At 67.8% G+C, this 20192-nt stretch carries 20 protein-coding genes; 16 read left to right on the plus strand and 4 right to left on the minus strand.

All coding sequences use genetic code 11. The features are described from left to right. Positions 1 to 139 precede the first annotated feature (139 nt). The 6 genes from rpsM to truA all read left to right on the plus strand — a co-directional run bounded on the left by rpsM (position 140) and on the right by truA (position 4133). Positions 140 to 514: a 30S ribosomal protein S13 gene (rpsM, locus tag AC5Y2L_RS08130; RefSeq protein ID WP_085079294.1), complete on the plus strand. Its 375-nt coding sequence runs from the start codon at positions 140 to 142 to the stop codon at positions 512 to 514. Positions 515 to 520: 6 nt separating this feature from the next. Beyond that, complete coding sequence (gene rpsK, locus AC5Y2L_RS08135; RefSeq protein WP_499933735.1) at positions 521 to 937, plus strand: 30S ribosomal protein S11; 417 nt, start codon at positions 521 to 523, stop codon at positions 935 to 937. A gap of 2 nt (positions 938 to 939) precedes the next feature. Further along, complete coding sequence (gene rpsD / locus AC5Y2L_RS08140) at positions 940 to 1545, plus strand: 30S ribosomal protein S4 (RefSeq protein ID WP_499933734.1); 606 nt, start codon at positions 940 to 942, stop codon at positions 1543 to 1545. 79 nt (positions 1546 to 1624) lie between these two features. Next, positions 1625 to 2668 (plus strand): DNA-directed RNA polymerase subunit alpha, encoded by a 1044-nt coding sequence (locus AC5Y2L_RS08145; protein ID WP_293315400.1) that lies wholly within the window; start codon positions 1625 to 1627, stop codon positions 2666 to 2668. Between the two features lie 33 nt (positions 2669 to 2701). Then, entirely contained in the window at positions 2702 to 3289 is a 588-nt protein-coding gene (gene rplQ, locus AC5Y2L_RS08150; RefSeq protein WP_499933733.1) for a 50S ribosomal protein L17, read from the plus strand. Next, positions 3255 to 4133: a tRNA pseudouridine(38-40) synthase TruA gene (gene truA, locus AC5Y2L_RS08155; RefSeq protein WP_499933731.1), complete on the plus strand. Its 879-nt coding sequence runs from the start codon at positions 3255 to 3257 to the stop codon at positions 4131 to 4133. The genes rplQ and truA overlap by 35 nt, the downstream gene beginning before the upstream one ends. Before the next feature lie 225 nt (positions 4134 to 4358). On the opposite strand, the gene AC5Y2L_RS08160 is transcribed toward truA, so the two are convergent. Both AC5Y2L_RS08160 and AC5Y2L_RS08165 read right to left on the minus strand, forming a co-directional pair. After that, a complete protein-coding gene (locus AC5Y2L_RS08160) occupies positions 4359 to 4934 on the minus strand; it encodes a cutinase family protein (RefSeq protein WP_499933730.1) in 576 nt (191 codons plus the stop codon). A gap of 64 nt (positions 4935 to 4998) precedes the next feature. Next, positions 4999 to 5853 (minus strand): cutinase family protein, encoded by an 855-nt coding sequence (locus AC5Y2L_RS08165; RefSeq protein WP_499933911.1) that lies wholly within the window; start codon positions 5851 to 5853, stop codon positions 4999 to 5001. A gap of 153 nt (positions 5854 to 6006) precedes the next feature. On the opposite strand from AC5Y2L_RS08165, the gene eccB reads away from it, so the two are divergent. After that, the gene (gene eccB / locus AC5Y2L_RS08170; protein WP_499933729.1) at positions 6007 to 7386 is read left to right on the plus strand and encodes a type VII secretion protein EccB; all 1380 of its coding nucleotides are present in this window, start codon (positions 6007 to 6009) and stop codon (positions 7384 to 7386) included. Here the strand turns inward: eccB and mycP are convergent. After that, positions 7348 to 8670, minus strand: a complete 1323-nt coding sequence (gene mycP, locus AC5Y2L_RS08175) for a type VII secretion-associated serine protease mycosin (RefSeq protein WP_499933727.1) — start codon at positions 8668 to 8670, stop codon at positions 7348 to 7350. The two genes, eccB and mycP, sit on opposite strands and share 39 nt — an antisense overlap. Continuing rightward, positions 8670 to 10040: a type VII secretion integral membrane protein EccD gene (gene eccD, locus AC5Y2L_RS08180; protein WP_499933726.1), complete on the minus strand. Its 1371-nt coding sequence runs from the start codon at positions 10038 to 10040 to the stop codon at positions 8670 to 8672. Before eccD ends, mycP begins: the two co-directional genes overlap by 1 nt. 144 nt (positions 10041 to 10184) lie before the next feature. Here eccD and eccCa point away from each other — a divergent pair, with 144 nt between their 5' ends. From eccCa to AC5Y2L_RS08225, 9 genes are all read left to right on the plus strand, one after another. After that, a complete protein-coding gene (gene eccCa / locus AC5Y2L_RS08185) occupies positions 10185 to 13859 on the plus strand; it encodes a type VII secretion protein EccCa (RefSeq protein WP_499933725.1) in 3675 nt (1224 codons plus the stop codon). Continuing rightward, positions 13856 to 15100 carry a type VII secretion-associated protein gene (locus AC5Y2L_RS08190; RefSeq protein WP_499933723.1) on the plus strand — a complete coding sequence of 415 codons (1245 nt, stop codon included), beginning with the start codon at positions 13856 to 13858 and terminating at the stop codon, positions 15098 to 15100. The genes eccCa and AC5Y2L_RS08190 overlap by 4 nt, the downstream gene beginning before the upstream one ends. Positions 15101 to 15162: 62 nt before the next feature. After that, the gene (locus AC5Y2L_RS08195; protein WP_499933721.1) at positions 15163 to 15489 is read left to right on the plus strand and encodes a WXG100 family type VII secretion target; all 327 of its coding nucleotides are present in this window, start codon (positions 15163 to 15165) and stop codon (positions 15487 to 15489) included. A 15-nt stretch (positions 15490 to 15504) separates the two neighbouring features. After that, the gene (locus tag AC5Y2L_RS08200; protein WP_499933719.1) at positions 15505 to 15801 is read left to right on the plus strand and encodes a WXG100 family type VII secretion target; all 297 of its coding nucleotides are present in this window, start codon (positions 15505 to 15507) and stop codon (positions 15799 to 15801) included. Between the two features lie 247 nt (positions 15802 to 16048). Beyond that, positions 16049 to 16492, plus strand: coding sequence for a 50S ribosomal protein L13 (gene rplM, locus AC5Y2L_RS08205; protein WP_499933717.1), 444 nt, complete (start codon positions 16049 to 16051; stop codon positions 16490 to 16492). An 11-nt stretch (positions 16493 to 16503) separates the two neighbouring features. After that, on the plus strand, positions 16504 to 16968 hold the full coding sequence (gene rpsI / locus AC5Y2L_RS08210) for a 30S ribosomal protein S9 (protein WP_499933910.1): 465 nt from the start codon (positions 16504 to 16506) through the stop codon (positions 16966 to 16968). 135 nt (positions 16969 to 17103) lie between these two features. Continuing rightward, entirely contained in the window at positions 17104 to 18441 is a 1338-nt protein-coding gene (gene glmM / locus AC5Y2L_RS08215) for a phosphoglucosamine mutase (protein ID WP_499933716.1), read from the plus strand. Between the two features lie 42 nt (positions 18442 to 18483). Continuing rightward, positions 18484 to 18801: a type VII secretion target gene (locus tag AC5Y2L_RS08220; RefSeq protein WP_499933715.1), complete on the plus strand. Its 318-nt coding sequence runs from the start codon at positions 18484 to 18486 to the stop codon at positions 18799 to 18801. Positions 18802 to 18803: 2 nt separating this feature from the next. After that, positions 18804 to 20189: a hypothetical protein gene (locus AC5Y2L_RS08225; protein ID WP_499933713.1), complete on the plus strand. Its 1386-nt coding sequence runs from the start codon at positions 18804 to 18806 to the stop codon at positions 20187 to 20189. The last annotated feature ends 3 nt before the right edge of the window (positions 20190 to 20192 follow it).

The raw sequence follows: 20192 nt of genomic DNA on the forward strand, positions 1-20192 counted from the left end.
TGAATGCAGACCTCCCAGTACCAGTAAGCGGATAGGCCGCTTAGCACGCCCGGACGGAGGCCGGGCCCCTGCCCAAATGTCATTTGGGTCGGGGAACGGACTGGGACCACACCTCCGCCAAGAAAGAGGAACGCCACCTATGGCTCGACTAGTCGGCGTCGACCTGCCGCGCGACAAGCGGATGGAGGTCGCCCTGACCTACATCTTCGGCATCGGCCGCACCCGCTCCAACGAAATCCTGGCTGCCACCGGCATCGACAAGGACCTGCGCACCAGGGACCTCACCGATGACCAGCTGACTCACCTGCGTGACTACATCGAGGCGAACCTCAAGGTCGAGGGTGACCTGCGCCGCGAGGTGCAGGCCGACATCCGGCGCAAGATCGAGATCGGCTGCTACCAGGGTCTGCGGCACCGCCGTGGTCTGCCGGTGCGCGGCCAGCGGACCAAGACCAACGCGCGGACCCGCAAAGGCCCCAAGCGCACCATCGCAGGCAAGAAGAAGGCCAGGTAACCAGACATGCCCCCAGCGAAAAAGGCCGCGCAAGCAGCAAAAAAGGGACAAAAGACCCGGCGTCGGGAAAAGAAGAACGTCCCGCACGGAGCTGCCCACATCAAGAGCACCTTCAACAACACGATCGTGACGATCACTGATCCGCAGGGCAATGTCATCGCCTGGGCGTCGTCGGGTCACGTCGGCTTCAAGGGGTCGCGGAAATCGACACCCTTCGCCGCTCAGCTGGCGGCCGAGAACGCGGCCCGCAAGGCCCAGGAGCACGGGGTGCGCAAGGTCGACGTGTTCGTCAAGGGCCCGGGCTCTGGCCGGGAGACCGCGATCCGGTCACTGCAGGCCGCGGGTCTCGAGGTCGGCGCGATCTCCGATGTCACCCCGCAGCCGCACAACGGTGTCCGTCCACCCAAGCGTCGGAGGGTTTAGTAATGGCTCGTTACACCGGACCCGTCACTCGCAAGTCGCGCCGGCTGCGCACCGACCTCGTCGGCGGCGACCAGGCGTTCGAGAAGCGTCCCTACCCGCCCGGTCAGCACGGTCGGGCGCGGATCAAGGAAAGCGAATACCTGCTGCAGCTACAGGAGAAGCAGAAGGCTCGCTTCACCTACGGCGTGATGGAAAAGCAGTTCCGTCGCTACTACGAAGAGGCCGTTCGGCAGCCCGGCAAGACCGGTGAGGAACTGCTGCGGATCTTGGAAAGCCGGCTCGACAACGTCGTCTACCGTGCCGGGCTGGCCCGGACCCGGCGGATGGCCCGTCAGCTGGTGACCCACGGCCACTTCAGCGTCAACGGCGTGCGCGTCGACGTGCCCAGCTACCGGGTGTCCCAGTACGACATCATCGACATCCGGGACAAGTCGCTGAACACCGTGCCGTTCCAGATCGCGCGGGAGACGGCCGGTGACCGCCCGATCCCAAGCTGGCTGCAGGTGGTCGGGGAGCGCCAGCGCATCCTGATCCACCAGCTGCCCGAGCGTGCACAGATCGACGTCCCGCTGACCGAACAGCTGATCGTCGAGTACTACTCGAAGTAAGACTTCCGGACCGGCATTCGCCGGACCGGAACCCAACGGCATCAAATAGCGGGTGCCGAGAAGGAGAAGAAACAAAACAATGCTGATCTCACAGCGTCCCACCCTGTCCGAGGAGATCCTCACCGACAACCGGTCCCAGTTCGTCATCGAACCGCTGGAGCCCGGATTCGGTTACACCCTGGGCAATTCACTGCGTCGCACCCTGTTGTCGTCGATTCCCGGTGCGGCGGTCACCAGCATTCGCATCGACGGTGTGCTGCACGAGTTCACCACGGTGCCCGGCGTCAAAGAAGACGTCACCGACATCATCTTGAACCTCAAAGGCCTGGTCGTGTCCTCCGAAGAGGACGAACCGGTCACCATGTACCTGCGCAAGCAGGGTCCCGGCGAGGTCACCGCGGGCGACATCGTCCCGCCGGCCGGTGTCACCGTGCACAACCCCGACATGCACATCGCGACGCTGAACGACAAGGGCAAGCTGGAGGTCGAGCTCGTCGTCGAGCGCGGCCGCGGCTACGTCCCGGCGGTGCAGAATCGGGCTTCGGGTGCCGAAATCGGCCGTATCCCAGTCGATTCCATCTACTCGCCGGTGCTCAAGGTGACGTACAAGGTCGATGCCACCCGAGTCGAGCAGCGCACTGACTTCGACAAGCTGATCCTCGACGTGGAAACCAAGAGCTCGATCACCCCACGTGACGCGCTGGCATCGGCGGGCAAGACGCTGGTCGAATTGTTCGGCCTGGCACGCGAACTCAACGTCGAAGCCGAGGGCATCGAGATCGGCCCGTCGCCGGCCGAGGCCGACCACATCGCGTCGTTCGCGCTGCCGATCGACGACCTGGACCTGACCGTGCGCTCCTACAACTGCCTCAAGCGTGAGGGTGTGCACACCGTCGGCGAGCTAGTGTCGCGGACCGAGTCCGACCTGCTCGACATCCGCAACTTCGGGCAGAAGTCCATCGACGAGGTGAAGGTCAAGCTGCACCAGCTCGGCCTGTCGCTGAAGGACAGCCCGCCGAGCTTCGACCCGTCCGAGGTGGCGGGCTACGACGTCGCCACCGGCACTTGGTCCACCGAGGGTGCCTACGACGACCAGGACTACGCCGAAACCGAACAGCTATAGCGCTTTTCGCGGATCCAGACAGGAGCGTCAGCAATGCCCAAGCCCACCAAGGGGCCTCGCCTCGGCGGGTCGTCTGCACATCAGAAGGCGATTCTGGCCAACCTGGCTACGTCGTTGTTCGAGCACGGCCGGATCAAGACCACCGAGCCCAAGGCACGTGCGCTGCGCCCGTACGCCGAGAAGTTGATCACGCACGCCAAGAAGGGCACCTTGCACAATCGCCGCGAGGTACTCAAGAAGATCCGCGACAAGGATGTTGTGCACACCTTGTTCGCCGAGATCGGGCCGTTTTTCTCCGACCGCGACGGCGGCTACACCCGCATCATCAAGGTCGAGCCGCGCAAGGGCGACAACGCTCCCATGGCCGTGATCGAGCTGGTGCGGGAGACGACGGTGACGTCGGAGGCCGATCGGGCGCGCCGGGTGGCCGCCTCCAAGAAGGCCGCACCGGTAGCCGCCGCGGCGGCACCCCAAGCGGCTGTTGAGCCGGACGCCGCGGAGGGTCCGGCGGCCGACGAGGTTGTCGATGAGGCCGCGACGGCTGACGAGGCATCTGCCGAAGCAGCGGCCGCGGCTCCGCAGGCCAGTGTCGACCAACCCGAAGAGGCCACTGAGAATTAGCGACGACGTCCGTCTGCGGCTCGACATTGCCTACGACGGAACCGATTTCGCGGGCTGGGCAGCGCAGCCGCGGCAGCGGACGGTCGCCGGCGTCTTGGACGAGGCGCTGACGACCGTCTTCCGCACACCGGTGCGGCTGCGCGCCGCGGGGCGTACGGACACGGGTGTCCATGCCACCGGGCAGGTGGCACATGTGGATGTGCCGACGGACGCTTTGGTCAACGTGTACTCCCGCTCGCCAGGCGGGGACGATCCAGAGTTCTCCGCGTTGCTGCGCCGTCTGGGCAGGTTCTTGCCGCCCGACGTCCGCATCCTCGGAATAGCCCGCGCCCCAGCGGCTTTCGACGCCCGATTCTCGGCGCTGCGGCGGCACTACAGCTACCGACTGTCGACGGCCTGCTACGGCGTGCTGCCGCTGCAGGCACGTTATGTCACCGCCTGGCCGCGGGCCCTGGATGTGGACGCGATGAACGTCGCATCGCGAGAGCTGTTGGGATTGCATGACTTTGCGGCTTTTTGCCGGCATCGTCTGGGCGCGACCACGATTCGCGATCTGCAGCGGCTGGACTGGTCGCGGGATGGGGATTTGGTCACCGCACATGTCACCGCAGACGCATTCTGTTGGTCGATGGTGCGATCGCTGGTCGGCGCGCTGCTGGCGGTCGGCGAGCATCGGCGCAGCGCGGGTTGGTGTCGTGAATTGCTCAGCGCGACAAGCCGATCCAGCGATTTTGCGGCGGCGCCGCCGCACGGTCTGACGCTCGTCGGAGTGGATTATCCGCCCGATGACGAGCTCGAGTCACGTAACCTGATCACCCGGGATTTGCGTTCTCGGTCGTGGTGATCGCAAGCGCGGCGGAGCCGGGCGCAGCGGGTCACCACCGGTGGGCTCCGTGGTAATTGAGAGCACGGCAGTCACAGCAGCCCCATCAGCCCCTAGGAAGTTCGGCCAGTGCTTCTGCGATGCGATATCACCCGCGCTATCGCTTTGCGGACCGCAACATGGCTTGCTTTTTGTTATCAGAGTGCTGAGCGCTCCCGGCCCGAAGCAGCTCGCGGCGTCGCTGGCCTAGAGTCGTCCAGCGGCGAAGCTCGCGGCCTGATCCACCAATCCGGAGCCGATGTATGAGGGCTGCAGATGGGCCGGCCAGCTCGTGCCTCTTCCGCAAATAGGGTCGCCTTGGGCGCACTGGTCGATCGTCCGGCCGGCGAAAGCCGGGGCGAGGCGCCGACTGCCATTACCGAACAACACGACCGCCGCAACGTGCTGATCTGTAGCCGGCGGCAGTCCGCCCCACGTCACACGGTCGACAACCTCGGCGCCCAAGGAATAGCCGCCGAGCACCAGGCGGGTGTTCGGGCAACTTCCGGCCATGAAATTGGCGTGCGCAACCATATCGCCGGCACCCGTGAGGGTGGTTATGTTCGCCGGGTAGTTGACCCCGTAGACGCCGACCGACATGCGCGTCTTGCCGCGCAGCGAATTGACGAACGCGTCGCCGACTGCGCCGACGCCGGGTGGTTCCTCTCGGCCGCGCGCGAAGACGACCTCGGCACCCGGGCAGTCCGCCGCGACCGCGGATGGCGGAACGATTCCCAGCGTCGGGACGAGTAGGGCGACGGCCGTGAGGCGGCGGAGCCTCATGATCCGATAGTACGAGGTAGGAAGGTAAGAAAGATTTGTATTGGCTATGCCTTTTGGCGACAGGTCAGTGGACCTGGACACCGGTTCCTGGGACGCCGGTGACGGAACCGTGTGCCGCGTCAGGCGCGACCGGCCCAGGTGCGACGGGCCCAGGTGCAACGGGGCCGGGAGCCTGCGCCGGAACCGGTCCGGGGGCTTGCGGATAAGGGCCCGGGAGCTGCGGACCGAACCCCGGCGCCTGCTGGCCCCGCCCGGCCAACAGCTTGGATGCCACGAAGGTCGCTGCCTGGGTGGTGTAGACGGGGACATAGCCCTCGGTGTGACCGCTCCACTCGTTGCCTGGACCGGCATGGCAGATCGGGTCGCTGGGGTTGCACAAATCGACTGCCTTGGATCCAAACATCGCACTCTGGCTGGTCAATGACCCGCCCGCGCGGTTGGCCACGTTGCCGAAGACTGCAACGGCGGCGACATTGTCGGCGTACTCGGGCGGCAGCGCGCTGCCGAAATTGAGGCCGCCGATCGGCACGCCGCTGACGATGTCGATCACATCGGCGCCCTGCGAGTAGCCACCCAGCACGATCTTGGTCGTCGGGCACGACGCGGCCATGGACTTGACGTGCGAGATCACGTCGTTGGCACCGTCACCGCCATGCAGCTGCAGGCGGCTGGCGGAGTAGTTGACCCCATATGCCCCGATGGTCATGCCGGGGGTCTGCTGGCGCAGGGAGTCGATGAAGGCTTGGCCCACCCGCCCGACGCCAGGTGGCTCGCTGGTGCCGCGCGCAAAAACGACCTCGGCGTCCGTGCAGTCGGCGGCCGATGCCCGGGGAACGGCTCCGGTAAAGCCACTCGCAGTGACCAGCAGGACACTAGCGGCCAGGGCACCAGCTCCCGCGCGGGCCCAGCGATCACGCATGCGGTGAATTTGCACGCCGAAATTTTAACCGCAAACTGCGACAGGAAACGCCCGCGGCCGGGTATCGGCTGTGCAGAATGGTCTGCTTGCGGCGAGATTCGAGCCTATTTTGAGCCCAAACAATTCCACCCAACGCGAGTCCCTGGGGGATCAGTGCCGCGTCCAGCGACGACAAGGCTGCATATCAGCGGCCACCGGTTTCAGCTGCGTCGCGTCGAGCGCGCATTGCTCCGCAGAGACCTCGGTGCGGTCAGCGAACCGCTGCGCATGCGCGCGACGTCGTTGGCACTCGGGTGTGCGCTGACGCTTGTCGTGGTGGCCGGATGCGGTTTCCTAGCTTTGCTGCAGCCGCAACCGGCGCTGGATCGGGCGCAGATCGTCATGGGCCAGGAATCCGGGGCGTTGTACGTGCGGGTGGGCGACACCTGGCATCCGGTGCTGAACCTGGCGTCGGCGCGGCTGATCGCAGCGACCGACACCGACCCGCAGCCGGTGCGCGAGTCCGAGTTGAGCCGCACCAAACGTGGTCCGCTGCTGGGCATTCCGGGCGCACCGCAATTCCTCGGCCGGCCGCTGCCGGCAGACCAGTCGAGCTGGGCGATCTGCGACACCAACGGCGGCGCGGAGACGACCGTAGCCGTCGGGCCGACCGCGCAACCCTCACTTCGTCGTCTGGTGTCCGGGCAGGCCCTCCTGGTCGCGCTGGGCCCGGGTTCGCCGGCCTACCTGTTCTACGACGGTCGACGGGCGTTGGTGGATCTCGCCGACCCCGCGGTGGTGCATGCCCTGCGGTTGGAGGGCCGGGTGCCCGTCGCGGTCACACCGTCGTTGCTGGCTGCGGTCCCCGAGGCACCGCCGATCACAGCCCCGCGAATCCGCGGCGCGGGCGACCCCGGCACGGGGGTTCTGGCTGGATTTCGGATCGGCAGCGTGCTTCGCATCACGCGCGGCGACGGTGACGAGTATTACGTGGTCTTGGTCACTGGTGCGCAGCGCATCGGCGCGGTTGCCGCGGATTTGCTGCGGTTCAGCGACTCGCAGGGCGCTGCGCAGGTCATCGCGGTGGCACCCGACGTGATTCGCGCCGCCCCGGTGGCGCACCCGCTGGCCGTCACCAGCTTTCCCGACCGGGCACCGGCACTGCTGGCTGCCGGGACTTCCTTGTGCGTGACCTGGGCGCCCGGACCGGCCGGTGGGGCCGAGGTCGGGTTCCTGACGGGCACTGGCTTGCCGGTTCCACCGGGGCAGTCGCCGGTGCGACTCGCGCAAGCCGACGGCAACGGCCCGGCGCTCGATGCGGTTTACCTGCCGCCCGGCCGCACCGCCTACGTGCGGGCCGGCAGGCGGTACCTCGTCACCGACACCGGGGTGCGGTTCGCCATCAGCGACGACGACGTAGTGCGTGACTTGGGCCTGGCGACGCCGCCGACACCGGCGCCGTGGCCGATGCTGGCGGCGTTGCCGTCGGGACCGGAATTGAGCCGGCAGAACGCGTCAGTCGCCCGGGACACGGTGGCCGCGGGACCGCCGTAGCCGGCGGGACATGGCGCCGGCCGCCAGGGCTGCCGCCAGCACACCCAGGCAGATCGCCGTGCCGCGCAAGGCGGTGTCCCGGGCGTCATCCGGCGGCCGAGGAGTGGGCGGCGCGACGACCGGGACGCGCACGGGCGGGGCCTCGGCGGCCTTGGGCGGGGGAACCGGGTCGCTACTGACCGCGGCCAGGGCATCGACGGTGCCGTTGCCGACAAGTGGATCCCATCCGCCGGGCGGATGGTGGGCCGTGGCCTCGATGCGCTGCATCACCTGGCGTGCCGTCAGCGCCGGAAACCGGGCCCGGATCAACGCCGCCAACCCACTGACCACCGGCGCCGCATAACTGGTGCCCGACAGTGGCGCCGAACCCAGCGAGGTCACCTCCGCGCCGATCGCGGCCACATCCACCCACGGTCCGGCCAGACTGAACGCCGAGGGCACGCCGTCGGCGTTCACCGAGCCGACGGTCAACACGTAGTCGTCGTACCAGGCCGGGCTGACCGTAACCGTGACCGTCTCCCAGGTTGCGCCGGGCCGCTGAGGTGGACACTGCGCGGCGCCGCCGGTGTTGCCCGCCGCGGCGACGACGACCGCGTTCTTGACATCGACGGCGTAGGCGAGTGCGGCGCCGAGCGCGCGGTCGTCCAGGGCCGACGCGGCGGGAACGCAGGCGACGGACGAGATGTTGATCACCGAGGCGCCGAGGTCGGCTGCCGTCCGGACGGCCTTCGCCATGGTGTCGACGTCACCGATTCCGCGACTCGACCGGTTGGCCACCGGAGCGAACTTGGCACTGGATTGGCGAATGCTGATCAGCGTGGCATCGGGTGCCACGCCGCTGAAGTCGTCTGACTTGGAATCGCCTGTGGCAGCGATAATCCCGGCCACCAGAGTACCGTGAGCGTCGCAATCCTGAGTGCCGTCACCGGTGGAGACGTAATCACCCCCGGGGACCACTTTGGGTAACCGCTGGTTTCTTGACACGCCGGTGTCGATGACCGCGACCCGCTGCCCTGCACCACGAGTGAGTTGCCAGACCGCCGGCAGGTCGAGGTCGGCGAACTGGGGCGGGGTGCCGCCGTGGCGCGTCGGTCGGCCGGGACCCTCGGTCGCCAGCACGGCGCACACCTCGAGCTGCACCGTCGGCTGAGACGGCGACGGCGATCCGGGTTGAGGCAGCCACTTGTCGTCCACCGGCGGCGGTGAAACCGCTTGTGCCGCAGGCGCCGTGCACTGGGTAAGGGCCGTCAGCGCGGTTATCGCCAGCATCCGCCCGGCACGCATCACCTCAGGTCCATGCCGCGAACCGCGCTATAGAGCCCACTTATCCAACAGGTCAACGGCACCATTGCCACCAGCACCAGACATTCCAGCACCTCGACGCCTCGGCGCGCGACGGGAGCCAGCGGTCTGACCGGCGCTACGAAACCGAGGTAGATCGCGGCGGCCGCGGCCAACGCGGTCGCCGCGGCAATCCAAACTCCGCGCTCCGGCATGGTAGCCGCTACGACCGCGAATGTCGTTCCAGCCGTGCCGATTCCGTTCACGATGAACACCACTGTCCTGCTCCTTTCGTCGAGGGCGCGCAGCAAGAGCACTGCGCCGGCGAGAGCAGACAGTGCGACACAACCGAGATTCGACGCTCCGCGGCCGGCGAGTGTGGTGACCACGGCGCCGGTGGCGGCCGATGTCGAGAATGCCGCCGTCAGGCTGGTCAGCCAGGCGTCCGCGCGTATCGCGTCCGCGGCCAGGTCGCCGACCGGTTCGATCTGGTCGACGCCCAGCGATCGATGCCGGGACAATCCCGATAACACCATGGACAGCCGTGCGGATGCTTCCAGCAGGGCCAGCGACGCCAGCGCGGACACCGCTCCGATGACGTGCCAGGGGGCGCCAGTCAGCAAGGCCCCTAACGCCGCCGCGGCGACGACCACCGCGAAACAACACAGCGCCGTCAAGGTGACCACCCCGCCACCGGTCAGTCGCATCGCCAACACCGACACGACCACCGTGGCCATCGCGGCCAACAGCACATGGGCGGCACCCGGGGGGCCGGGGATCGCCGACAGGCCGGCAACCGCCCCGAAAGCGACGGCGATCAGGCTGAGTGTCAGACCGGCGATCGGTTCCCGGTAGGCCCGATACGCCAGCGCGGCGGCCAAGAGCGCCAGCAAGCCGACCGCTGCCGCGGCAGTCGAGGTACCAGTATCATTGGCGCTCAAAGCAGTTCGAATATGCATGAGGCATCCGATGCCGGTGATGCCACCAGCCGCTGCGGCGCCGGCCAGTCGGGTCGTCCGCCGGTTCCGGGTCGCAGCGGCGGTATCCAGCGCCTCCGACACCGCTTCTGCCGGGTCGTGGTGAGCCGGGGCGGGAATGTCGTCCGCAGACCGGTACAACACCAGCACGGCGCCATCGTGAACTTCGTTCTGTGCCAACGTCGTCGACGCCGGAAATGCCGCGGATCCGGGCCGGCACAGTTGATACCGCTCGGCAGCGGCGGTCGAGGAAGGGGCGTTATGCCGGCTGTCCAGGATGTCGATTATCGACGGGATCAGGGTCGCGACGGGTACGGCGGCGGGCAGCGCCAAATCGACCGCGAGGTCGCCGGCATGAACGCTGACACGGCGCAGACCGGGATCGGATGCAGACATTGTTGGTCCCTCGAAGATCGGCGTGATGGTGCCGCCTGGGCACGCTACGTGGAATGCGTTCGTGCGGTGTCCGTCCATCCACAGGTGACTTGCGCCCGGTCGCGGTGCCACCTAGCGTCACCACGCTGTCAGGAAAGGGCCGCTATGACACAGAGTTTCGCGCCTGCGGCGCGGCGCCTGCCCGCTACGGCCGACGCAGTCGAGATTCCGGTTGCCGCGCCGCCTGAGGTCGCGCGCACGGCATCGTCGGGCCTGCTGGTGCGCCTGCTGCCGGCGCTGATGTCCGTGGCGAGCCTTGGTGTGATGGCGACAGCCTTCTTCTCAGGGTCGGCCGTCACCCGCAACCCCACATTCGTGGCCCTGCCGGTGATGATGCTGATCTCGGTGGTGCTAACGGCGGTGACCGGACGTGGCCGCGGGCGAGGAGCGCAAATCGAGGCCGACCGCGTCGACTACCTCGGTTACCTGAGCGGCTTACATCGTAGCGTGACTGAAACCGCTGCAGCGCAACGGTCTTCGCAATATCGGGATCATCCAGATCCAGATGCGTTGTGGACGCTGGTCGGGGGACCGCGGATGTGGGAGCGGCGAGCCGGCGACTCCGACTTCTGTCTGGTCCGGGTGGGGGTGGGAGAGCGGCCACTCGCCAGCCGATTGGTTGCCCCGGAGCTAAGGGCTGGGCAGCGGTCTGATCCGGCAACTGCCGCCGCGTTGCACCGGTTCCTGCGCGCACATTCCACCGTGCCTGACCTACCCATCGCGATCGCATTGCCGGTCGATGAACCTGTGGTCATCGACGGCGAGCCGACGGCGGTAAGGGCGCTGATACGTGCCATGGTGTGCCAACTGGCGGTGCTGCATGGACCGGACCAATTGCGGATCGTCGGGGTCATTGGCGAACGTGGACATGACGATTGGGAGTGGCTGAAGTGGTTGCCGCACAATCAACATCCGCTCGCCGGCGACGCCCTCGGGTCAGCGCGGATGGTGTACTTCACGTTGGCGGAGGCCCAGGCAGCGCTCAACGGAAATGCGGAACCGCGACATGTGCTGGTGGTCTGCGACTTCGATGAGCCGGAGCTCGGTGCTCAGCGCCAGGGCATGAGAATCATCGCGACGGGCGCCGCCGATGCCGGGGTGCCGTTGACGATCCGGCACGGCGGCCAGTCCGAAGCGTTGACCCGTCCCGACCAGATGACGCCGATTGACGCGGTGATATGCGCCCGTCGGCTCGCGGCCTACCGAGCAGGAGATTCATCCTGCCGTGACGGGAGCTTTGGATGGCTCGACGTGGTGGGCATCGGCGATGTCGACTCATTCGACCCGACGCTGTTGTGGCGCAACCAGAATCGTCGTGATCGACTGTGCGTCCCGATCGGAACCAGTGCGGACGGGTTGCCGGTAGAGCTGGACATCAAGGAGCCCGCCGAGAACGGGATGGGCCCGCACGGACTCTGCATAGGTGCCACCGGGTCGGGCAAGTCTGAGCTACTGCGCACCGTCGCCCTGGGCATGATGGCGCGCAACTCACCGGCGGTACTCAACTTGCTGCTGATCGACTTCAAAGGTGGCGCAACGTTTCTCGACTTCGCCGCGGCGCCACACGTTGCCGCGGTGATCACCAACCTAGCCGACGAAGCTCACCTCGTGGCGCGGATGCGCGACGCACTGGCCGGCGAGATGAACCGGCGCCAGCAGCTGCTCCGCGCGGCGGGCAACTTCGTCAGCGTGGCGGCGTACGAGGAGGCGCGCCACGCCGGGGCTCGGCTGACGCCACTGCCTGCGCTGTTCATCGTGGTCGACGAGTTTTCCGAACTGCTCAGCCAGCATCCCGATTTCGCCGATATGTTCGTGGCCATCGGCCGACTAGGCCGCTCGCTCGGCATGCATCTGCTGCTGGCGAGCCAGCGTCTCGACGAGGGCCGGTTGCGCGGGCTGGAGGCGCACCTGTCGTATCGGCTGTGCCTCAAGACACTCTCCGCCGGCGAATCACGGGCCGTGCTGGGAACCCTGGATGCGCATCAGCTGCCCAATACCCCTGGCGCGGGCCTGCTGCGGCGGTCTAGCGGCGAGCTGATCCGCTTCCAAACCGCGTTCGTCTCGGGGGCCCTTCAGACGCAGAGCGCGCCGGTGCCCGCGGAATCGTCATCGGTGCAGTTGTTCACCGCAGCCGCCAGCGGGCCGGTCGGTGTGGCCGGTGGGGTGGTGTCGCACCTCGGGCCGGCACCGACCGTGTTGCAGAGCGTGGTGAACCGGATGTCCGGACACGGGCCGCCGGCGCACCGGGTGTGGCTGCCGCCGTTGGATACGGCCGTGGACCTGGACGCCGTGCTATCCGACGCAGGCACCCAGTTGGACGTACTTCGGGTCCCGATCGGTGTCGTCGACCGTCCATTCGAGCAACGCCGGACCCCGCTGATGATCGATTTGTCCGGCGCCGCAGGCAATGTCGCGGTCGTCGGCGCACCCCGGTCGGGCAAGTCGACAGCGTTTCGTACGATGATCACGGCGCTCGCCGCCACTCACGAGGCGAGTCAGGTGCAGTTCTATTGCCTGGACTTCGGCGGCGGGACGCTGGCCTCATTGCGCACCTTGCCGCAGGTGGGCGATGTCGCCGGTAGAGCCGAACCCCGGCTGGCCCTGCGGATGGTCGCCGAGCTGCACTCGGTGCTTCGCTCGCGGGAGCTGCGTTTGCGCGAGCACGGCGCGGACCGATGGGGTCACGTGTTCTTGGTTGTCGACGGGTGGGCCGCCCTGTGCCGTGAGTTCGAGGAACTCGAAGAGTCAATCACCGCCCTTGCCGCTCAAGGCCTTTCGTTCGGTGTGCATGTGGTGGTGTCGGCGTCGCGGTGGGCCGAGATCAGGCCGTCGTTGAAGGATCAGCTCGGGACCCGTATCGAGCTGCGGCTGGGCGATCCCGCCGACTCCGACGTGGACCGCAAGCGAGCGCAGCAGGTGCCGTTGGGCCGTCCCGGCCGCGGCCTTTCCCACGGCGGCCTGCACATGCTGATCGCGCTGCCCGGCGACAAGGTCGAAGTGCGACGCGCCGACGGATTGGTGGCGCCCCCAATACCGCTACTGCCGGCACTGGTGGAGTACGAGGACCTGGTGACCAGCGACGGCCTCAGCCCAGGCATCCTGCTCGGCATCGAGGAGACCCGCTTGCAGCCGGTCGCATTGGATTTCGAACGAAGTCCGCATCTGTTGATCCTCGGGGACAACGATTGTGGGAAGACCGCCACGCTGCGGATGCTGTGCCGCGAGATCGTTCGCACCAAGCCCGCCGCAGAGGCGCAACTGCTGATCGTCGATTACCGGCGCACCCTGCTCGGCGCCACCGGCTCGGAACATGTTGGCGGACATGCCATGTCGCCGGCGGCCCTGCAGGCGCTAATGCCCGGTCTGGTCGAATCGCTGAGGGCGCGGATGCCGCCGCCGGACCTGAGCCATGCTCAACTGCTGGCCAGGTCTTGGTGGTCCGGCCCGGACATCTACCTCATCGCCGACGACTACGATCTGGTCGCGACGGCGGGCAACCCGTTGCTGACGCTGCTCGAATACTTGCCGTTCGCAGCCGATCTCGGTTTGCATCTGATCGTCGCCCGGCGCAGTGGCGGAGCGGCGCGCGCCATGTTCGAGCCGCTGCTGGCAGGATTGCGGGACCTGGGCTGCATGGGATTGGTGATGAGCGGAAACCCGGACGACGGCCCCCTGTTGGGGTCCAGCCGTCCGGAACCGCTGCCGCCGGGCCGTGGTGTCCTGATGGTCGGCGCCGGTGACGAACGGTTGGTGCAGGTGGCGTGGAGTCCGCCACCATGAGCCCGCACCGCGCGGTGATCGAAGCGGGGCCTGGGGTGGTGCGCCGATTATGTTGTGGCACAGAGGTACTGGCCGACAAGGCGATGACGGCGGCTGCGTTGAGTGCGCTAGACGATCCGGTGGCGCTGGTAGACGGTCGTCCCGTTGCCGTCGAATCGCTCTGGCGGTCCCTGTTGCGGTCGCTGCATTGCGGGAGCTCGGCCGGTGTGATCGTGGTGCACCCGTCGTGGTGGCCGGCGACGCGGGTGGAGCTGGTCAGCGCGGCGGCGCGAGCCGCGGTCGAAGACCCCGGTGACGTTGTGCTGCAACCACGCTCGTGGTTGCTGGGGCGGGCGTCGCCGGATCCGGCCGCGGACAACGTCGTCGTCGAAATCGGCGAGCGGTTGGTGGCAGTGGTCGGTGCGGGAATCCAGGCGGTACGGCGGTCCGACCCGCGACTGGTCGCGACGGCAGTCGTCGATGTGATTGCTGGTATGACGCGAGGCACGTCGCCGGTGGTGTTGATCGATACGCCCAGCGGCGTCACCGGGGCGGCGGCGCTCGCCGTGTCGATCGCCGACGCGGTGCGCGATACCAGCCGAAACGTGTTGCAAATTACCGACTTTCGGCTGGCTCGACTGTCCCGGCGGGCCGAGGAGAACCCTTCGCCGGAGCCGACGCCGACGTCGACGTCGACGCAGCGCAAGGCGGCAGCCTCACGCGGACGAACTCTGGCGAGTGTCGGAGCTGCGGCTGCCGTCCTCGCCGCGCTGGTGCTGGCTGTGGCGCCGGAACCACCGCGCCGCCATGACGTGGTATCCGCGGTGCAGTCTGCCACCACCTATCTGGTGGAAGGCCGGGTGGCGCTGACCGTTCCGGCGAACTGGCCCACTCAGCGTGTGCTCGGCGGCCCCGGTTCGGCGCGGGTGCAGCTGACGTCGCCGTCGGATCCGGAAGTGGCGTTGCACGTGACCCAGTCTCCGGTCGTTGCTGAAACGCTGACTCGCGCCGCCGAGCAGCTGAAGGAGGCCATCGATGCCGAACCCGCCGGCATGTTCGTCGACTTCAACCCGGCGGGTTCCAGTGCGGGCCGGCCCGCGGTCACCTATCGCGAGGTGCGTGCCGGACACCACGTGCGATGGACGGTGCTGCTGGACGGCCCCGTCCGGATCGGTGTCGGGTGCCAAAGCCGACCGGGTGACGACGACAGCGTTCGCGAGGTATGCGATCGGGCCGTGCGCTCCGCCCACGCGGTCGGGTAAGTCGACGGAACCAGATCGGCGCCGGCGCAGTCGTAGTTGTTATCGGAACGGAAGGGGGCCGCGTGAGCACACCGGCGGGCGCGAACACACTGAGCGCCGATTTCGACTTGATGAGGTCGGTCGCGGCCATGACCGACGCCCGCAACGAGGAAATCAGGGCGATGCTGCAGGCGTTCATCGGCAGGATGAGCTCAGTACCGGCCTCGGTGTGGGGCGGGCCGGCGGCCACCCGCTTCAAGGATGTCGTGAATCGGTGGAACGCCGAGTCCACGCGGCTCTATCACGTACTGCACACCATCGCCGAAACCATTCGGCACAACGAAGCCGTGCTGCGCGGCGCCGGCCAGCACCATGCCCACCACATCGCCGCATCCGGCGGAAAGCTATGACCGAAGGGATGACCTATGGAACCGGTGTTGTCGTATAACTTCGGCGAAATCGAGTACGCCGTTCGCCAGGAAATCCATCAGACCTCGGCCCGCCTTGATGCCGCGCTGCACGAGTTGCGGTCACAGATAGCGCCGCTGCAGCAGCAGTGGACCAGGGAAGCCGCGGCCGCATACCAGGTCGAGCAGCTCAAGTGGCACCAGGCAGCGACCGCGCTCAACGAGATCCTGGTCGATCTCGGCAATGCGGTACGCGGCGGCGCCGCGGACGTGGCGGACGCGGACCGCCGGGCGGCAAGCAGCTGGGCGCGGTAGCGGCCGACCACGCATCGCGCGGCCGTAGCCGTGCCCAACAGCCCTGTGTGGTCCCGGCGGAGGAGAGCCGCCGGGACCACACAGTCATTTTGACCTGCGGGGATGCGCCTCGGTAAGCTGCTCGGTTGGCGTGCGGGTACGCGGGGCTCGGGTCAATGTCGGTCGCCGAGACCAACCCCGGCGTTGGCGCCTGACCGGCACCCGGCTAGCACCGGGATCCACTCGAGAGAAAGTAAAGGTGAGCGCTGTGCCTACATACGCGCCCAAGGCGGGTGACACCACGAGGTCGTGGTACGTCATCGACGCCACGGACGTGGTGCTTGGCCGCCTTGCCGTCGCGGCAGCCAATCTGTTGCGCGGCAAGCACAAGCCGACGTTCGCGCCCAACGTCGACGGCGGTGACTTCGTCATCGTCATCAACGCCGAAAAGGTCGCCATTAGCGGCGACAAACTGCAGCACAAGATGGCTTACCGCCACTCGGGTTATCCCGGCGGCCTGCACAAACGCACGATCGGCGACCTAATGGAAAAGCACCCCGACCGGGTGGTGGAGAAGGCGATCGTCGGCATGTTGCCCAAGAACAAGCTCAGCCGTCAGATCCAGCGCAAGCTTCGCGTCTATGCCGGCCCGGAGCACCCCCACACGGCTCAGCAGCCGGTTCCGTACGAGATCAAGCAGGTGGCGCAGTGACAGAGACAGGTCTGGAAACTTCCCGCGCGCCGGAAGCGCCGGAACCTTCGGCCGAGACTTCGGCCAGGACCCGCCAATCGTTCGTGTTCGAGCGGCCCATTCAGACCGTCGGCCGGCGCAAGGAAGCAGTCGTGCGGGTGCGGTTGGTGCCCGGGACCGGCCAGTTCAACCTCAACGGGCGCAGCCTGGAAGATTACTTTCCGAACAAGGTGCACCAGCAGCTCATCAAGGCACCACTGGTCACGGTCGACCGGGTGGAAAGCTTCGACATCTTCGCCCACCTGCACGGCGGCGGTCCGTCGGGTCAGGCCGGCGCACTGCGGCTGGGCATCGCGAGGGCGCTGATCCTGGCGTCGCCGGAAGACCGGCCCGCGCTGAAGAAGGCCGGCTTCCTCACCCGTGATCCGCGCGCCACCGAGCGCAAGAAATACGGTCTGAAGAAGGCTCGTAAGGCACCGCAGTACAGCAAGCGCTGAGTCACTTTTTGGCTGCGGGCGTGCATCTTTAGGGGGATTTTGTACGCCGTCGACGGCGTGTCCGGGTACTTCCGGGCCGGCTCGCGGCAAAAAGTGGGTATATGCACGACCGCTAACTGTGAGAGGTTTGTCCGCATGGGTCGACTATTCGGCACCGACGGTGTTCGCGGGGTCGCCAATCGCGAGTTGACCGCGGAGCTGGCGCTGGCCCTGGGTGCCGCGGCGGCTGGGCGCTTGGCGAGCTCGGGCGAACCGGGCCGGCGCGTGGCTGTGATCGGCCGCGATCCGCGGGCCAGCGGCGAGATGCTGGAAGCCGCCGTGATCGCGGGCCTCACCAGCCAGGGGGTCGACGCGCTGCGGGTCGGGGTGCTTCCCACTCCCGCGGTGGCCTATTTGACCGGCGCCTATGACGCCGATTTCGGGGTGATGATCTCGGCGTCGCACAATCCGATGCCGGACAACGGCATCAAGATTTTCGGTCCCGGCGGTCACAAGTTGGACGACGACACCGAAGACGAGATCGAGGAGCTGGTCGCAGCGGGACCGGGCTTGCGTCCGGTCGGCGCGGGGATCGGCCGTGTTATCGATGCCGACGACGCGATGGACCGCTACCTGTGCCAAGTGGGCAAGGCGGCGAGTGCTCGGCTCGACGGCCTGACGGTGGTGGTCGACTGCGCCCATGGGGCGGCGTCGTCCGCGGCCCCGCGCGCCTACCGTGCGGCCGGTGCCCGGGTCATCGCCATTCACGCCGACCCCAATGGGCTGAACATCAACGACGCCTGTGGCTCCACGCACCTGGATTCGTTGCGGTCAGCGGTGCTCGCCCACCGCGCTGACCTCGGCCTGGCGCACGACGGCGATGCTGACCGGTGCCTGGCCGTCGACGCCAACGGTGAGCTGGTCGACGGCGACGCCATCATGGTGGTGCTCGCGCTGGCGATGCGGGAGGCCGGCGAATTGGCTTCCGACACCCTCGTCACCACTGTCATGAGCAATCTGGGGCTGCACCTGGCCATGCGTTCGGCCGGCATTACCGTGCGCACGACCGCCGTGGGCGACCGTTACGTTCTGGAAGAGTTGCGTGCCGGGGCCTACAACCTCGGCGGCGAACAATCCGGCCACATCGTCATGCCCGCTCTGGGCTCCACCGGCGACGGCATCGTCACCGGGCTGCGGTTGATGACGCGCATGGCGCAGACCGGTTCGTCGCTGGCCCAACTCGCGTCGGCGATGAAGACGCTGCCGCAGGTGCTGATCAATGTGGGGGTCGCCGACAAAGCCTCGGCAGCCGCGGCGCCACCGGTGCGGGCCGCCGTCGCGGAAGCCGAGGCCGAACTGGGCGACTCCGGGCGAATCCTGTTGCGCCCCTCCGGAACTGAACCGATGATCCGGGTGATGGTGGAAGCGGCTGAGGAAGACGTGGCACGGCGCGTGGCCACGCGGGTCGCCGACGCGGTGAGCGCTCAACGCTGAAAACCGTGGAACCGGGGCGTGGTGCCCGGCGTCGGATTAGGTATGAGATCCGACAGCAGAAGCTATGGGCACGCCGGTATCGACGTGGCGGCGGTACGTGCGGTGGCTGACCAGTTCGAGGCGGCCGCGGAGCTGCTCGACCGTGCCGCCGGCGACCATTTGGCGAGACTGACCTTCGGCGGACATAGTGCAGGGCGGGCGTATGCCGCCCGCGGTGACGCGTTGCGAGTCGTGCTGCAACACCTGGCAGCGGAGCTGGCGCAATGGTCGCGGGCGGCCGGCGAAATCGCCGCCGCGCTACGTGCCGGTGCCGGGCGCTACGCCGATGCCGAACTGTATGCAGCGGCGCGGATTGCGTGACCATGGCCGACCGATTGAACGTCGCCGACCGCCAGGCCGAGGGCCGGCCTGCCGTCGAGCACACCCAGGCGTACGTGCGGGCCTCCCAATCACTGGGCTACCAACATCCGGACCTGACCGCGCACCCGAATCAGGTGAGTGACTGGTACGACAGCGCGGACGGACTAGACCTTCGCGCGCTGGACAACGACTGCGCCGAACTGCGCGCGGCCGCGGCCGCGGCCACCGAAGCGCTGCGGATACAGCGTGCCCAGGTCGCCGCATTGGATGCGGCGTGGAGGGGACCGGGAGCCGATTCCGCCATTTGGTTTCTGCAGCGTCACTGCGACGCGGCGAATGTGGTGGCCGCCGAACTGCGCGCTGCCGCGCAACGGTGCGAGTCGCTGCGCGACAACCTATGGCAGCTGCTTGACGCAAAGGTCGCGACGGTTATCGACATCGACGACCGCACTCAGGCGCAGCGGCCGCAATGGTTGGCCGCCGCCGAGGCGGTCAGCACCGGGGCAGGCGATCGCGCGGCGGCCGATGAGGTGATTCGCCGGCAGGTAATCCCGTATGTCGACAGCGACATTCGCGTCGAATCGTTGACCGCGATGCGGTCGACGCAGGCCGGGATGGCGGCGGCCTACGACATGGTCACCGATCGGTTCGCTGCCGCGCCGGCGGCGTCTTTCGAAATTCCCGGCGACCTCGGTCCGGCTGGCCAAGCGTTCCCGCCAGCCGAACTGAAAGCCGCGGCAATGCCCGCCGCGGCGGTCGCGCCCGTCGCTGCCTTGGCGTCCCGAGCGCCGGATCCGGCGGCGCCGGCGACGCCAGTGGCCACGCCACCGCAGTTCCCGCAACCAGCGCCGGCGGCGGGAGCCGTGCCGCGTGAGGGGATGGCCACGCTCCCGCCTGGCGGCGCCGGCCTTGACGGGCTTGGCGGCCTTGACGGATCTGGTGGGCTTGGTGGGGTCGGCGGACTCGCCGGACTGGCCGACCGGATCATCGAGGCGGTGGGCGGATTACTGGGTTCGGCGGTCGATCAGTCCCCCGACGCGTCGGCGCTGGACGATTCGCTGCACCAGGAGGATCCCTTCGAGGAAGACCCGCGCGATGACGCCGAACAACCGGACGGTGCCGACGACGCCGCGCAGCCCAAAACGCCAGCCGCCGAAGGGACTCCGCCAGTAGACCAGCCGGTGGCCGAGCCGTTGGCCGTGGACCAACCGCCGCAGGCCGGTCAGCTGCCGGCCGGCGAGGCGCCATCCGCGGCGCCGCCGGCATCGGCACCCGGTGTTCCACCGCCGCCTGGGGCGCGGCCAGAGGCGAAGGGACCACCGCCCGGCCCGTCCGGCTCGTCCACACCCTGCGAGATAGCCGCCGACGAACTTCCGCAGGCAGGGTGACGC

This window comes from Mycobacterium sp. NGS66 (assembly GCF_059812225.1).